The organism is Pedobacter polysacchareus (genome assembly GCF_019802255.1).
GTDB classification, from domain to species: domain Bacteria; phylum Bacteroidota; class Bacteroidia; order Sphingobacteriales; family Sphingobacteriaceae; genus Pedobacter; species Pedobacter polysacchareus.
Genome location: NZ_JAHYSS010000004.1, coordinates 465,708 through 481,028 on the forward strand (window position 1 = coordinate 465,708; position 15,321 = coordinate 481,028).

The window sequence follows — 15,321 nt, forward strand, 5'->3', positions numbered from 1 at the left end:
AATTCTGTCATCCTGTCACATTTTTGTAACAAGATTCGGACAGAAGATTACTTTCTTCCGCTAAAATAACATAATTTTCTGCCAAAACTCAATTGGCACATTGCTTGTTAAACAAGAAATAATAGAAATAAATAATAAGATTCATAAACATAAACAGAGATAAATAGCATGTCAAAAATTATTGGTATAGACTTAGGAACAACAAACTCTTGCGTATCCGTAATGGAAGGTAACGAACCTGTAGTTATAGCCAACAGTGAGGGTAAGCGTACTACGCCATCCATTGTTGCTTTTGCAGAGAATGGTGAGCGCAAGGTAGGTGAGCCGGCAAAACGCCAGGCAATTACAAACCCAACAAAAACAATTTATTCGATCAAACGCTTCATGGGCAGCAGCTTTGCTGAGGTTTCTAAAGAAGTTGGTCGTGTACCTTATAAAGTAGTTAAGGGTGACAATAATACACCACGTGTAGAAATTGACGACCGTAAATACACTCCACAAGAAATTTCTGCAATGATTTTGCAGAAAATGAAAAAAACAGCTGAAGACTTTTTGGGTCATGAGGTAACTGAAGCAGTTATTACTGTTCCTGCTTATTTCAATGATGCTCAACGTCAAGCTACTAAAGAAGCTGGTGAAATCGCTGGTTTAACAGTGAAACGTATCATCAATGAGCCAACTGCAGCTGCATTAGCTTACGGTTTGGATAAAGCACAAAGAGACATGAAAATCGTTGTGTTTGACTGTGGTGGTGGTACTCATGACGTTTCAGTATTGGAATTAGGTGATGGTGTATTTGAAGTAAAATCAACTGACGGTGATACTCACTTAGGTGGTGATGACTTTGATCACGTGATCATCGACTGGTTAGCAGCTGAATTCAAAAACGAGTATAGCATGGACTTGAATCAAGATCCAATGGCTTTACAACGTTTGAAAGAAGCAGCTGAGAAAGCTAAAATTGAGCTTTCAAGCACTACTTCTACTGAGATTAACTTGCCTTACATCACTGCTGATGCAACTGGTCCTAAACACTTAGTTAGAAACTTAAGCCGTGCTAAATTTGAGCAATTGGCTGCTGATCTAATCAAACGTACTATTGACCCATGTAAATCAGCATTGAAAAATGCAGGTTTGAAAACTAGCGATATCGATGAGATTATCTTAGTTGGTGGTTCAACTCGTATGCCTGCTATCCAGGAAGCAGTTAAAGCTTTCTTCGGTAAAGAGCCTTCGAAAGGTGTTAACCCAGATGAGGTAGTAGCAATTGGTGCTGCAATCCAAGGTGGTGTATTAACAGGTGAAGTTAAAGATGTATTGTTATTAGATGTTACTCCTCTTTCATTAGGTATTGAGACTATGGGTGGTGTAATGACTAAATTAATTGAAGCCAATACTACTATTCCTTCTAAAAAAGCAGAGACTTTCTCTACAGCAGCTGACAACCAGCCTTCAGTAGAGATCCATATCTTACAAGGAGAGCGTCCAATGGCTGCTCAAAACCGTACGATTGGTCGTTTCATTTTAGATGGTATTCCACCAGCTCCACGCGGAGTTCCTCAGGTAGAAGTAGCATTTGATATTGATGCAAACGGTATCTTACACGTAAGTGCAAAAGATAAAGCTACTGGTAAAGAGCAAAAAATCCGTATTGAAGCTTCTTCAGGTTTAACTGATGAAGAAATCAAAAGGATGAAAGAAGAAGCAGAACAAAATGCAGATGCTGATAGAATCGCTAAAGAAGAAGCGGAAAAAATCAACGGTGCTGATGCTTTAATTTTCTCAACTGAGAAACAATTAAAAGAATTCGGTGATAAAATTTCAGCTGATAAAAAAGCGCCAATCGAAGCAGGTCTGCAAAAATTGAAAGATGCGCATGCATCAAGAAATTTCGCTGATATCGATGCAGCTCAAGCTGAATTACAGAATGCATGGAATGAAGCTTCTGAAGAAATGTACAAAGCAGGACAAGATGGTGCACAACCAGAAGGTAATGCTGGTGCTTCTCAAGATGCTCAGCCTGCAGGTGGTGACGACGTTACCGATGTAGACTTCGAAGAAGTAAAAGACGATAAAAAATAAGCTTAAGCTCATTTAAAAATAAAAAAGGTGTTCTGTTCATTCAGAGCACCTTTTTTTATGCAGCAGGGTCTTGGCTTAATCAAGGCTGTTAGAAAGCCTGCGGGGCTTTAAAATCGCTTATAAACAAGAAAGGGATTCATATTGTGAATCCCTTTCTTGTTTATATTATTCAGTTAACTTATTTCCAAAGATTTTCTGGATAAGCACCATCTTTGATCAATTGATCAATGCTGGCTTGAACGATAGGTTTATCTTCTTTATAAGTTACACCGAACCATTGGCTATCTGTAGGAATTACCTGGAAATCGGCAATTCTGGATTTTACCAGGTATTCAGCGACCAATGGAATGAAAAACTCTGATTTAGGGTTCTCTTTATTTTGTACAGCGAAATCTCTGAATAGTTGTTCTGTGATTTGGAATACAGCAGGTGTAAAGCCCCAGAAGTTCATCGATACGCGTGTATCTGGTGTTAATGGATACTGAGTGTCGCCTTCTTCGAAAACAATCGCGTCACCGTTCTTTAATACCTTTGTACGTTCTACTACTTCTAATAGGACGCCATTTTCATCCACCTGACAAACACCTCTGGAAACAGATCCGTATTCAGATAATGTTTTACCGATTTCGTACCCGATCATAGAGTAGTTGCTGTCGCTCACTTCTGTAGTTAAAAACTTAACCATTTTCTGGTAAGCATCTAAGCCGTAGAAATCATCCGCATTGATCACGCAGAAAGGCTCATTGATCGCTGTTCTGCCTGAAAGAATTGCATGTGCAGTTCCCCAAGGTTTTGATCTCTCAATATCGATATCTACACCGAATTGTTTAATGTCGAAGTTTTGGAAAACGTAGTCGGTCTCGATTTTACCGTTTAACTTTGCTTCGAAAATTTCTTTGAAATCCTTTAGAAACTCTTCTTTAATAATAAATACAACCTTACCGAATCCGGCTTTAATGGCATCATAAATAGAATAATCAATAATAGTTTCGTTGTTCGGGCCGAACCCGTCAATTTGTTTCATGCTGCCGTAGCGACTTGCCATCCCAGCTGCTAAGATTAATAAGGTTGGTTTCATGGGACTAAAATAATTAATATGTTTAAATTCAAGGTAAAATAATGGGTGTTTTTTGCAATTTAAACAGCAATATCCCGAATTATAGGTAGAATACTACAGATTTAAAACCCAAATATTCCTTTTCCGCCAGTATTTCGGGTTTTCTTGCCGGTTAACATTCCGAACAGGCCCCGTACAATTTCCTTGCCAATCTGTCGGGTGATGGTAGCTCCCATCACTTGTTCCATGATACTCTTTTCTTGTTTCTTACTTTGGGGAGTAGTAGGTTCAGTTCCAGTGCTTTCCCCATTGAGCTGATCATTCAGTCGTTTGGTTAGTATTTCATAGGCACTTTCCGGATCAATCGTGGTTCCATACTTTTTGTTCATTGGGCTGGATTGCACTAATTTATCATACTCTGGTGTACTTAAAGGGCCCATTAATGCTTTAGGAGGAGTGAGCATGGTAGCAGTAACTTCTGTAGGAATTCCTTTTTCATTTAAGACCGTGATCAGCGCCTGGCCTGTTCCCAGAGAAGTCAATACCTTATCAATTTTGTAAAAGTTGGACGTAGGGTAGGTGTTCACTGTTTTCTTTAAGGCATCGGCATCATTTGGAGTAAATACCCTTAAGGCATGCTGAATTCGGTTTCCTAATTGGGAAAGTACGCTTTCGGGGATGTCTGTGGGCGATTGCGTGCAAAAGAAGACACCTACGCCTTTAGATCTAATCAACCTGATGACAGTTTCAATCTGTTCCAGGAATGCTTTTGAGGAGTCTTTAAACAGTAAGTGTGCCTCATCTATAAAGAAAACCAGTTTTGGTTTATCCAGATCGCCTACTTCCGGCAGGTTATAAAAAAGTTCGGCCAGTAAACTGAGTAAGAATGTAGAATATAGCTTCGGCTGATTTTGTACATCTGATATGTTCAAAAGAGAAATTATCCCTTTTCCATCAGTTCTGAGCATTAAATCTTCAATTTCAAAAGAAGGTTCCCCAAACATAGGACTCAGCCCCTGCTGTTCTATAGTGACGATTTTTCTTAGAATAGTTCCTGAAGTAGAAGAAGAAATACTGCCATAATCTGCTTTTATTTCCTCTTTTCCTGGACCATCAGAGAGGTAGGAAATTAGTTTTTTCAGGTCATTCAGATCGATGAGGGGAAGTTTATTATCATCTGCATATTTGAAAATCACAGACAATACTCCGGTTTGCGTATCGTTGAGATCTAAGATTTTAGCGAGCAGGGTAGGACCGAACTCCAGGATGGTTGCCCGCATTTGTGCACCTAATTTCCCGGAAAGCGAATAAGGTTCTATAGGGTAGCCAGTTGGCAGGAAAGGTTTATTCAGCATTTTTGCCCTTTCTTCAATTTTAGCATTGCTTTCTCCCGCCTGGTATAAGCCGGAAAGGTCGCCTTTAACATCCAGCATAAACACGGGAACCCCGGCGTCTGAAAGCTGTTCTGCCAGTAATTGCAGGGTTCTGGTTTTTCCGGTTCCGGTAGCACCTGCCACGAGTCCATGACGGTTCATCATGTGTAAATACAGGTTTACTTCGGCATCTGCCAGCACTGCTCCATCCAGTATTCCGGCACCCAGATAAATATAGGCACCTTTAGTTGGGTATGCTGCTTTCACTTTTTCTATAAAGCTTTGGGTTTGATCACTCATAAGGAAAATTTATAGGTTTATGAGCTGGATAGGCTCAGATACTTTTCTAAAAATAGGAAATTAAAAGCAAAAGAAAAGGGTATCTGTTTTAGCAGATACCCTTCCTATTGGCGTACATGTTGACGCTGAAATTATTTTGTATACCTGAAATCCTGGTCTTTCTCGATGTTCAATAAAGAGTGGTAAATCAAGCTGATCACATTGTCGACATCTTCTTTATGGATCATCTCTACCGTAGTGTGCATGTAGCGCAATGGCAGGGAGATTAAAGCAGAAGGAACACCGCCATTAGAATAGGCAAATGCATCCGTATCGGTACCTGTAGACCTCGAAGAAGCCTGACGTTGGAATGGGATGTCATTCTTTTCTGCTGTTTTAATCAGTAATTTGTTCAGGTTGGTTTGTACTGCTGGTGCATAAGAAACTACTGGTCCTTTACCACAAGCTAAATCACCCTGTGTAATTTTATTGATCATCGGTGTGCTGGTGTCATGTGTAACGTCTGTAACGATGGCTACATGAGGTTTAATTCGGTGAGCGATCATTTCAGCACCGCGTAAGCCGATCTCTTCCTGAACCGAGTTTACGATGTATAACGCGAAAGGAAGTTTTTGTTTATTTTCTTTTAACAGACGGGCAACTTCGGCAATCATGAAACCACCAGCTCTGTTGTCAAGTGCTCTACCAACGTAATAACGGTCGTTCAATACCATAAATTCGTCTTCGTAAGTGATCACACAACCCACATGGATACCTAAAGCTTCTACTTCATCTTTAGAAGTACAGCCACAGTCCAGAAAGATGTTTTTCAATGCTGGAGCTTCTTCTTTTTCGCCGCTTCTGGTATGAATTGCTGGCCATCCGAATACTGCTTTCACCATTCCTTTATCGGTATGGATGTTCACTCTTTTTGAGGGAGCGATCTGGTGATCAGAACCACCATTGCGAATCACATAGATCAATCCTTCTGCAGTAATGTAATTTACAAACCAGGAAATCTCATCAGCATGCGCTTCAATTACTACTCTATATTCTGCTTTAGGGTTGATTACACCTACAGCTGTTCCATAATTGTCGATGAAACTTTCATCGATATAAGGTTTCAGGTAGTCCAACCATAACTTCTGACCAGGATATTCAAAGCCAGTTGGCGATGGATTATTGATATATTCTTCAAAAAATTGGAGTGACTTTTTAGTAACTACAGAAACGTGTTTCTGTTTATCGTCTTTCTTTTTTGCCATTTGATGTTTCTTTAAAACGTATAATAAGCTGTATTGTGCTTTACCCGAACAAATATATAAACTAGGGCGGAAGCAACAAGTTAATTGTTGAGTTGTAACTGCATGATGACAAATTCTAAGCCCTGTTTGGCGAAGCGTTCATCGGTTTCCAAAAAGCCAAATTTCGAGTAAAATGGCACAGCTGTAGTCCTGGCATTACACCATAGCATTGTCGCTCCCAAAGGGCGCACATAATCGATCAGGTGCTGGAGTAAAAAACTGCCATAACCTTTTCCCTGATATTCGGGAACAGTGGCAAACTTTCTGAACTGATAAACTGTGCCTTCATGAAAGAGAGAAACCACAGACACGAGCTGATCGCCAGCAAATAAACCGAAATGTAGGCCATCCCGGTCATTTTCCAGTTTTATGGTGTCGTAAGGCTGGTCTGGATGCATTGCAGTATGTCTGATGCGCCAGGTAAGATCCGGTCTGATTTGTTCTATATGCGTATTTTCCATCAGCTTCTAACCTTGTTGAACTTATAGATGCAAATATTGAGCAGGATGATTGCCGTGGTTCCAAAGCAGAATAGAGGCCATTGCCCTTGGTCCCATAGCCATAATCCAATTGCAGAACCGACAGCAGCACCAACAAAACTAACCGACATGAATACGGTATTGAGGCGGTTGCGCGCTTCTGGAATCAAGGCATAAATCCGGGTTTGATTGGTCACATGAATCGCTTGCTGGCCGATATCAATTAAAATAATCCCGGTAATAAATAAGTATAGATGGTTGCCGGTAAAGTAAAAAGCAACGATGCTGATGAGTTGTAAAACCAGGCCGATGAATATGTTTCTGCGTGGATTGTGGCCACTGCTTAGTTTACCTACTAAAGGGGCAGCGAGTGCACCAGCAGCTCCGGCTATGCCGAATAAGCCGATTTGCATAGTTTGAAAGTTGAAAGGAGGATTGGCTAGAAAAAGCACCATCGTAGTCCAGAATGCACTGAGCACTCCGAAAGCCAGGAAATTGATCATAGAAGCTTCCCTTAAAACGGGCTCTGTTTTCACATAATGCCACATGGAAGCCATCAATTCCCGGTAAGTTCCTTTAAAAGAAGGCAGACTTAAAGGAAAACGTTTCGCCATCAGCACCATCAATAAGGCACAGATGCCGGCGGCGATAAAATACATAGTTCTCCACCCCCATAAAAAGCCCACACTACCGCTGATGGACCTGGAAGCCAGAATTCCGATGAGCAAGCCGCTGGTAATAATGCCAATCGTTTCCCCGCGTTTTTCGTTGGAGCTTAAATTGGCTGCCATAGGTAAGATCAATTGGGGAACAACAGAACTTGCACCAATCAGCACACTGGCAATTTGCAGGAGCAAAAAGCTGTGGGACATAGCGGCAAGGAGTAAGGAAGCCACTGCCAGTCCGGTGATGATTAAGATTTGTTTTCGGCGTTCAAACATATCGCCAAGTGGCACCACCAAAAATAAACCCAGGGCATAGCCAGCCTGCGTCAGGTAAGTGATCATACCGGCATGACTTTCCGTTACTTTAAATTCCTGCGCCACCAGGATCACTAATGGCTGACAATAATAGATGTTCGCGACAATCAGGCCGGTACAAAAGGCCATGAGCATCACATCTGTACGACTCAATTTCATTTATAGGGGGATATTTCCGTGTTTTCTACGTGGGGCATTGACCACTTTATTTTCTAACATTTTAAATGCTTTGATGAGCTTTATTCTGGTTAGCGCCGGCTCAATCACTTCATCTACAAAGCCACGTTCTGCAGCGCGATAAGGGTTGGCAAAAGTATCAGAATAGAGCTTTTCTTTTTCCAGCCATTTTTCTTCCGGGTTTTCTGCAGTAGAGATTTCTTTCTTGAAAATGATCTCTGCAGCTCCTTTAGCACCCATTACGGCGATTTCAGCCGTTGGCCAGGCATAGTTCATATCCGCACCAATATGCTTGGAGTTCATCACATCATAGGCACCACCGTAAGCTTTTCTGGTGATCACTGTAATACGGGGAACTGTGGCCTCACTAAAGGCATATAATAATTTTGCACCGTTATTGATGATGCCATTCCATTCTTGATCCGTACCAGGAAGGAAGCCTGGAACATCTTCAAATACCAGTAATGGAATATTGAAGCAGTCGCAAAAGCGAACAAAACGGGCTGCTTTCGTGGAAGCATGGTTGTCTAATACGCCGGCAAGATAGGCTGGTTGATTGGCTACAATGCCGATGCTTCTTCCTGCCAGACGTGCAAAGCCGACCACTATATTTTCTGCATATTCTCTGTGTACTTCTAAAAAGCTACCTGCATCTGCCACTTCATCAATCACAGTTCTGACATCGTAGGGTTGATTTGCATTGACAGGCATCAGACTATTTAAAGCAATGCGTTCCTCATTCGCTGCTTCATAAGGAAGTGCAGCAGGTGTTTCTTCACAATTCTGAGGCATATAGCTCAGTAACCTTTTCACATGGTTGATGGCATCCAGTTCATTTGAACAGGCAAAATGTGTGATACCAGATTTTGTAGCATGCGTAGATGCACCGCCTAATTCTTCGGAAGTTACCACCTCATGTGTTACTGTTTTTACCACGTTAGGGCCGGTCACAAACATGTAAGAAGTGTTTTCAACCATTAGAATAAAGTCGGTGATGGCAGGAGAGTAGACTGCCCCACCAGCACATGGGCCCATAATTGCAGATAACTGTGGGATCACTCCCGATGCCTGTACATTCCTGTAAAAGATATCGGCATAACCACCCAAGGAAACCACACCTTCCTGAATACGTGCACCACCGCTATCGTTTAAACCGATAACCGGAGCACCATTTTTCATGGCCATGTCCATAATTTTACAGATCTTTTCGGCATGAGTCTCAGAAAGTGAACCGCCAAAAACGGTGAAGTCCTGTGAAAATACATAGACCAATCGGCCGTTGATATTTCCATATCCTGTCACCACACCATCGCCAAGATATATTTCCTTTTCCATACCAAAATCGGTACTTCTATGGGTGACCATCATGCCAATTTCTTCAAAAGAGTTTTCGTCCATTAAGAAATGAATTCTTTCTCTTGCAGTCAGTTTCCCTTTTTTATGCTGGCTTTCAATTCTTGCTGCTCCACCGCCGGTATGGGCTTGTTTAACTTTATCCTGAAGTAACTCAATTTTGGTTTTCATTAGAATATTTTTTGGTTTTTCTTATGGTTGATATCTTTTTGATTTGTCCCTAAACCACAATCTCAGTTAAATGCAGATTTTAAGGCCATCATTTAACTGAGATTGTAAGTCTGCTATAATGATTTCGTAAAATAGCAATATTTATTAAATAGCTGGTGATTACCAGCGGTACTGTAGTCTGGCAGTAAACACATCATCTTTAAGGTCTTTGGTGTATTGAGGTAGCTGTGTATCATCGTTTACCACATGCTCATTGTATAGTGTTAGTTTTAAGCGGCCGTTCATCATATAAGTAAGGCCATAACCCAGGGTACTGAACTTAATATCCCCGGCAGTGGTATTGCTGTTTGGCGCACCAATTTCTTTTTCTGATACATGAACGTTCGGATCGTAAACATCATAAGCAAGTAAGGCATTGAATTTAGATTTGCCAATTCGCTGTGTTAACCAGAAATAATAGCCGTTAAATTCACGCAGGTAGAGGTCTGTTTTTGGCTGAGCGGAGAAACTGGTGCTTGCGATAGGGCCGGTAATATCGGCGGCTGCAGCTACCCCAGGTTGTTTCCCGGCTACATATTCTGCTTTAAATGAAGTCGTGCCAAAAGAATTGTCATAGGCTACCTGTAAGTTTGCGCCATAATAATCACGGTTTGCATAATCGTTGACATGACTTGGATTGGTATCTTTTACAAAACCACTGCCATTTCTGACAAAAAAACTCTCCGTATCACTACGTACATAGCCTTTATAGTAAGAAGCCCCGAAACCTAGGTTTAATTTTTTATTGGAAAGGCTGTCAAATTTGAAACCCAGATTCGCTACGATATCTTTCTTAGAATCATAATCTCTGGCGGTTAATCCACTTCCATTGATCACTGCAAGATCAGCAGACAGAAAGCTTAAAGGTTTGTAATCAGGCTTGAAACTAATCATGGCACCAAGGTCACGTTCTCTAGGCATCAACGTCTGAAATACCCTTGCGCGTTCCGGGAAATCTCTGTATCCTGATGAATATACGATAGAATAGCCAAAAGGACGGTTAAACAAACCTGCTGTAAAAAGAAACTGTTTGGTCTCTTCCTGGTGAAACTGAATAAAGGCATCCATCAGCTGCACACCATTTTGAGTCGCATCAATCTGGAAAACGATGCTGGAATATTTATCGGCACGGTCGATCTTTAACCTGCCCCTTCTGATCATAAAACGAGAATCTGAATTTTTGGAAAAATCTCCTCCTGAAAAAGAATTAATTCCTCCAGATTGCGCCTTTTGGAACTGTGTCTGTAAATACCCGGTGATGTTTATTTCATGCGGGGCGTAAGAAGAAGGGGCGTTATTGCTTTGTGCAAGTAAAGAGAAAGGCACCAGCATGACGATAAATAGTAATAATTTTCTCATGAATATGATCAACGTATTTTGAGCTGCCTAAATTACGCTTAATGCTTCATTTATCTATAGAAAACCTCCGTTTTAAAATTTAATCACCTGCTTTTGAATGGAATATGGAGGAAATTACATTTTTTTTACATGACAATTTGCTAGTTCGGCTTTTTTGGAGCTATTTTTGAACAGTTAAGCATGAACTAAATAATCAAAATGTCATTACGGAAATACCGTCTTTTAATCATTATTACCTTTCTAGGCATCTTTTGCGTAAAGATGATGATTTCTGGGGCGCCCGTATTTTTCAACGATATTCAAAAGGAAAGCATTCAACTGGTGATCATGCAGATCGAAGTTGAGCATAGTGCCGACGGTGACAGTGGTAAAGCTAAAGTGAACCTCTTGGATTATAAAATGATCGATAACCATTATACAATGGATTTTAATGCGGTTCTGAGCCATTTCGGTATCAGCAACAGCTATATTGATCACTTTAAACGTCATGTGGATCCTTTCCATCCCTCTGTACCGACCCCTCCTCCTAACTTGGCCTAATTTATTCGTATAACTAACCTGTTATCAGGATAGCTATGCAATTTTTTAAATTAGTTTACAAGAATTAAAACATTGTTTTATGCAAAATAGTAACTCGATCTTTTCAAGATTGGAAGTGAAGAAGTATATATTAAAAAAGAACTTAAAGCGTGACTTGCCATCCAGTATTGTGGTATTTCTGGTGGCATTGCCTTTATGTTTGGGTGTGGCCCTGGCCTCAGGAGCACCATTATTCGCCGGTTTAATTACTGGTGTTGTGGGAGGTATTGTAGTTGCAAGTCTAAGTGGTTCTCAATTGAGCGTGAGTGGTCCTGCTGCAGGGCTTACCGCAATCGTGCTTGGTGCGATTGGCCAACTGGGAGGATATCAAACGTTTTTACTGGCAGTTGTATTGGCAGGGGCGATGCAGATCGTATTGGGCTTGCTGAAAGGCGGAATGATCGGTAATTATTTCCCTTCCAGCGTTATCGAAGGAATGCTGGCAGCGATTGGGGTGACCTTAATCCTGAAACAGCTTCCTCATGCTTTGGGCGTAGATTCTGATTTCTTTGGTGATGAAAGCTTTTTTCAGGGAGACAACCAAAACACGTTTTCCGCTATAGGAAATGCGTTTAGTCATTTTACATTGGCTGCGATTATCATCAGTGGATTGTCTATTGCCGTATTAATATACTGGCCGAAGCTGAAAAAAGTAAATGTAATTCCTGCACCATTGGTCGTGGTCGCCTTAGGAATTATATTAAGTATCGCTTTCCAGGGAACAGGCTACGCCTTGAATACCTCACAAATGGTAGAAATTCCGGTGGTGAACGGATGGTCAGATCTGACTGCCTTATTTACCTTGCCTAATTTCTCTGCCATTACTGATAGTAAAGTATGGGTGGTTGCCGCAACGATTGCTGTAGTAGCCAGTTTAGAAACCTTATTGAGTATTGAAGCGGTTGATAAAATCGACCCGATCAAAAGAACAACCCCAACAAATAGAGAGTTATTAGCTCAGGGTGTAGGTAATATGACCAGCGGTATGTTGGGTGGTTTGCCCCTAACTTCCGTAATCGTAAGGAGTTCCGCAAACGTAAATGCTGGAGGAAGAACTAAAATGTCTGCGATTTTTCACGGAGGATGGTTACTTTTGTCTTTCTTATTTATCCCGGGTGTGATCAATATGATTCCACTGGCCTGTTTGGCAGCAATTTTATTGGTAACCGGTTATAAGTTAACACGTATTGCTTTATTCCAACATATGTACCATAAAGGCTGGGACCAGTTTGTACCGTTTGTAATCACGATTATTGCCGTGTTATTGACCGACCTCTTAAAAGGTGTGGCCGTAGGGATGTTATTCTCCATCTTCTACCTGTTGCGTACAAACATGCGTAATCCTTTTTTCTACAAAATTCAGGAAGATGGAAATAAGAAAAATCTCCGCATTAAATTAGCTGAAGAGGTTTCATTTTTAAATAAAGCAGCCATTCAGGTGATGCTGAACAATATTCCAAAAGAAACAAATGTCACTATTGATGGAACGAATTCCCGATATATTGATCCGGATGTGTTGGAAACAATTTTCAACTTTAAGCACAACGCTTATACGAAAGGGACAATAGTGATATTAGAGAACATTAAGAAACAATATACTGTGCCAAAATTGGACAGTAAAATCATAGAAGAAATTAATAATTAAATTATTATGTGCGCAAAATTAGAAAAACAAGATAGAGACCAAATTACATACGAAGGGTTATTACAAGGAAATAAGGACTGGGTGGCTGCCACTTTAGCAGAAGATCCTAAATACTTCGAGCGTTTATCTGCCGGACAAAAACCACCGATCCTCTGGATAGGTTGTTCAGATAGTCGTGTGCCTGCAAACCAGATCACGAATACCAATCCTGGGGATATCTTTGTTCACCGTAACATTGCTAACGTAGTTGTTCATACCGATATGAATATGTTGAGTGTATTGGATTATGCGGTTAACGTATTAGAAGTAGAGCACGTAATTGTATGTGGCCACTATGGCTGTGGTGGGGTAGAAGCTGCCATGGGTAATAAACAATATGGAATTATTGACAACTGGTTGAGAAACATTAAAGATACTTACAGATTGCATTACCATGAACTGGACATGATCTCTGATAAAAAGAAGAGAAGCGAAAGACTTGTGGAGCTGAATGTAATCGAAGGTGTATTTAACCTGACTAAAACCTCTATCGTTCAGAACAGATGGGCTAATGGTAAGAGATTAAGCTTGCATGGTTGGGCTTATAGCCTGGAAAATGGCTTCATCTCAGATCTGGGAGTTACTTGTGAAAACAATAGCACTTTGAATTCTGTCTTTAGAATGGATGGAATTGAAAAATTAAAATAAGGAAAGGAAGCGCTGCGATGAGCGGCGCTATTTCATAAAAAAGCGGAGGTCCAAAATGGATCCTCCGCTTTTTTTATATAGAATGATGGATCAAAAGATCCAATCAAAACTACTAGTCGTTAGACAAGAATGGGTAACGGAAATCTTTAGGTGGATCAAAAGTTTCTTTGATCGTACGTGGAGAAACCCAACGTAAAAGATTGATCATTGAACCTGCTTTATCGTTTGTACCAGAACCTCTGGCACCACCAAACGGCTGCTGTCCAACAACGGCACCTGTACATTTATCATTGATGTAGAAGTTACCCGCTGCATTTCTCAAACGATGAGTTGCTTTTTCAATCGCATAGCGATCCTGAGCAATCACAGCACCTGTTAAGGCATAGATTGAAGTGCTGTCTACGATGTCTAAAATCTCATCAAATTGATCATCATCATATACAAATAAAGTCAATACCGGACCGAATAATTCTTCGCTCATCGTGACATACTTAGGATCTTGAACCACCAATACTGTTGGCTCAATAAAGTATCCTTTAGATTTGTCGTAGTTACCACCAGCAATAATTTCTACACTGCTGTCTTTTTTAGCTTCGTCAATGTATTTAGCTAATTTGTCGAAAGAATTTCCGTCAATTACTGCATTAATAAAGTTGCCGAAATCTTCAGTTCCACCCATTTTGAACTCAGCAAGATCGCGAAGCATGTATTCTTTTACTTTAGGCCAGATGCTTTTTGCTACGTAAACACGTGAAGCAGCAGAACATTTTTGTCCCTGGTATTCGAATGCACCACGAATGATCGCTGTGCTGGAAGATTCTGCTTCTGCCGAACCATGAACAAGGATAAAGTCTTTACCACCTGTTTCCCCAACGATACGTGGGTAAGTTTTGAATTTATGAATGTTATTTCCGATCGTTTTCCAAATGTCCTGGAATACGCCTGTAGATCCTGTAAAGTGGATACCTGCGAAATCAGGGTGGTTAAAGATCACTTCACCTGCTTCCGGTCCGGAAACATATACCAGGTTGATTACGCCATCAGGCAAACCTGCTTCTTTGAAAATCTGCATCAATACATTTGCAGAATAAATCTGAGTATTTGCAGGTTTCCAAACGATTACGTTCCCCATCATCGCTGCTGAAGTAGGTAAGTTACCAGCAATTGCAGTGAAGTTAAATGGCGTTAAAGCGAATACAAAACCTTCTAACGGGCGTTGTTCTACTCTGTTCCATGATCCTTTTGGAGAAACCGGAGGTTGTTGTTTATAGATTTCCGACATATAACTTACGTTAAAACGAAGGAAGTCGATCAGCTCACAAGCGGCATCAATCTCTGCCTGGTAAGCATTTTTTGATTGACCCAGCATCGTTGCTGCGTTTAATTTATAGCGGTATGGACCAGCAATAAGATCAGCTGCTTTCAGGAAGATCGCTGCACGGTGTTCCCATGCTAAATTTTCCCATTTTGATTTAGCTGCAAGGGCAGCATCAATCGCCTGACTTACGTGTTCCTTTGTTCCTTTGCTGTACTCAGCAAGAATATGCTGATGATCGTGTGGAGGAGTCGCAGTTCCTTTATGGTCAGTATGGACTTCCTTTCCGTTAATGTACATCGGGATGTCAATTTTTTTAGAGCGGGCTTCGGCAATTGCGGCCTTCAAAAGTTCACGTTCTTTACTTCCCGGAGCGTAACCTAAAATAGGCTCGTTAACCGGAGTTGGTACGTTAAAAAATCCTTTAAGCATGATATAAAAT

At 40.8% G+C, this 15,321-nt stretch carries 12 protein-coding genes; 4 read left to right on the top strand and 8 right to left on the bottom strand.

From position 1 onward, the window contains the following. Positions 1–168 precede the first annotated feature (168 nt). Positions 169–2,082, top strand: a complete 1,914-nt coding sequence (gene dnaK / locus K7X70_RS13280; protein ID WP_222537515.1) for a molecular chaperone DnaK — start codon at positions 169–171, stop codon at positions 2,080–2,082. A 178-nt stretch (positions 2,083–2,260) separates the two neighbouring features. Here the strand turns inward: dnaK and K7X70_RS13285 are convergent, their stop codons facing one another. The 7 genes from K7X70_RS13285 to K7X70_RS13315 form a co-directional block, all read right to left on the bottom strand. Further along, positions 2,261–3,160 carry a nucleotidyltransferase family protein gene (locus tag K7X70_RS13285; protein WP_062550414.1) on the bottom strand — a complete coding sequence of 300 codons (900 nt, stop codon included), beginning with the start codon at positions 3,158–3,160 and terminating at the stop codon, positions 2,261–2,263. 101 nt (positions 3,161–3,261) lie between these two features. Next, positions 3,262–4,812, bottom strand: coding sequence for a helicase HerA-like domain-containing protein (locus K7X70_RS13290; protein ID WP_222537516.1), 1,551 nt, complete (start codon positions 4,810–4,812; stop codon positions 3,262–3,264). Between the two features lie 131 nt (positions 4,813–4,943). Further along, positions 4,944–6,056 (bottom strand): M42 family metallopeptidase, encoded by a 1,113-nt coding sequence (locus K7X70_RS13295; protein ID WP_222537517.1) that lies wholly within the window; start codon positions 6,054–6,056, stop codon positions 4,944–4,946. 80 nt (positions 6,057–6,136) lie between these two features. Further along, positions 6,137–6,556, bottom strand: a complete 420-nt coding sequence (locus K7X70_RS13300) for a GNAT family N-acetyltransferase (protein ID WP_222537518.1) — start codon at positions 6,554–6,556, stop codon at positions 6,137–6,139. Beyond that, positions 6,556–7,713 (bottom strand): MFS transporter, encoded by a 1,158-nt coding sequence (locus K7X70_RS13305; protein ID WP_222537519.1) that lies wholly within the window; start codon positions 7,711–7,713, stop codon positions 6,556–6,558. Before K7X70_RS13305 ends, K7X70_RS13300 begins: the two co-directional genes overlap by 1 nt. Then, entirely contained in the window at positions 7,714–9,255 is a 1,542-nt protein-coding gene (locus tag K7X70_RS13310) for an acyl-CoA carboxylase subunit beta (protein WP_222537520.1), read from the bottom strand. A gap of 159 nt (positions 9,256–9,414) precedes the next feature. Then, positions 9,415–10,653, bottom strand: coding sequence for a porin (locus tag K7X70_RS13315; RefSeq protein WP_222537521.1), 1,239 nt, complete (start codon positions 10,651–10,653; stop codon positions 9,415–9,417). A gap of 198 nt (positions 10,654–10,851) precedes the next feature. Here K7X70_RS13315 and K7X70_RS13320 point away from each other — a divergent pair, with 198 nt between their 5' ends. The 3 genes from K7X70_RS13320 to can all read left to right on the top strand — a co-directional run bounded on the left by K7X70_RS13320 (position 10,852) and on the right by can (position 13,564). Then, the gene (locus K7X70_RS13320) at positions 10,852–11,193 is read left to right on the top strand and encodes a hypothetical protein (protein ID WP_222537522.1); all 342 of its coding nucleotides are present in this window, start codon (positions 10,852–10,854) and stop codon (positions 11,191–11,193) included. A 79-nt stretch (positions 11,194–11,272) separates the two neighbouring features. Continuing rightward, on the top strand, positions 11,273–12,877 hold the full coding sequence (locus K7X70_RS13325; protein WP_222537523.1) for a SulP family inorganic anion transporter: 1,605 nt from the start codon (positions 11,273–11,275) through the stop codon (positions 12,875–12,877). A 6-nt stretch (positions 12,878–12,883) separates the two neighbouring features. Next, on the top strand, positions 12,884–13,564 hold the full coding sequence (gene can / locus K7X70_RS13330; RefSeq protein WP_222537524.1) for a carbonate dehydratase: 681 nt from the start codon (positions 12,884–12,886) through the stop codon (positions 13,562–13,564). Positions 13,565–13,676: 112 nt separating this feature from the next. Here can and pruA read toward each other — a convergent pair whose 3' ends face one another. Continuing rightward, the gene (pruA, locus tag K7X70_RS13335) at positions 13,677–15,311 is read right to left on the bottom strand and encodes an L-glutamate gamma-semialdehyde dehydrogenase (protein WP_222537525.1); all 1,635 of its coding nucleotides are present in this window, start codon (positions 15,309–15,311) and stop codon (positions 13,677–13,679) included. Between the last annotated feature and the right edge of the window lie 10 nt (positions 15,312–15,321).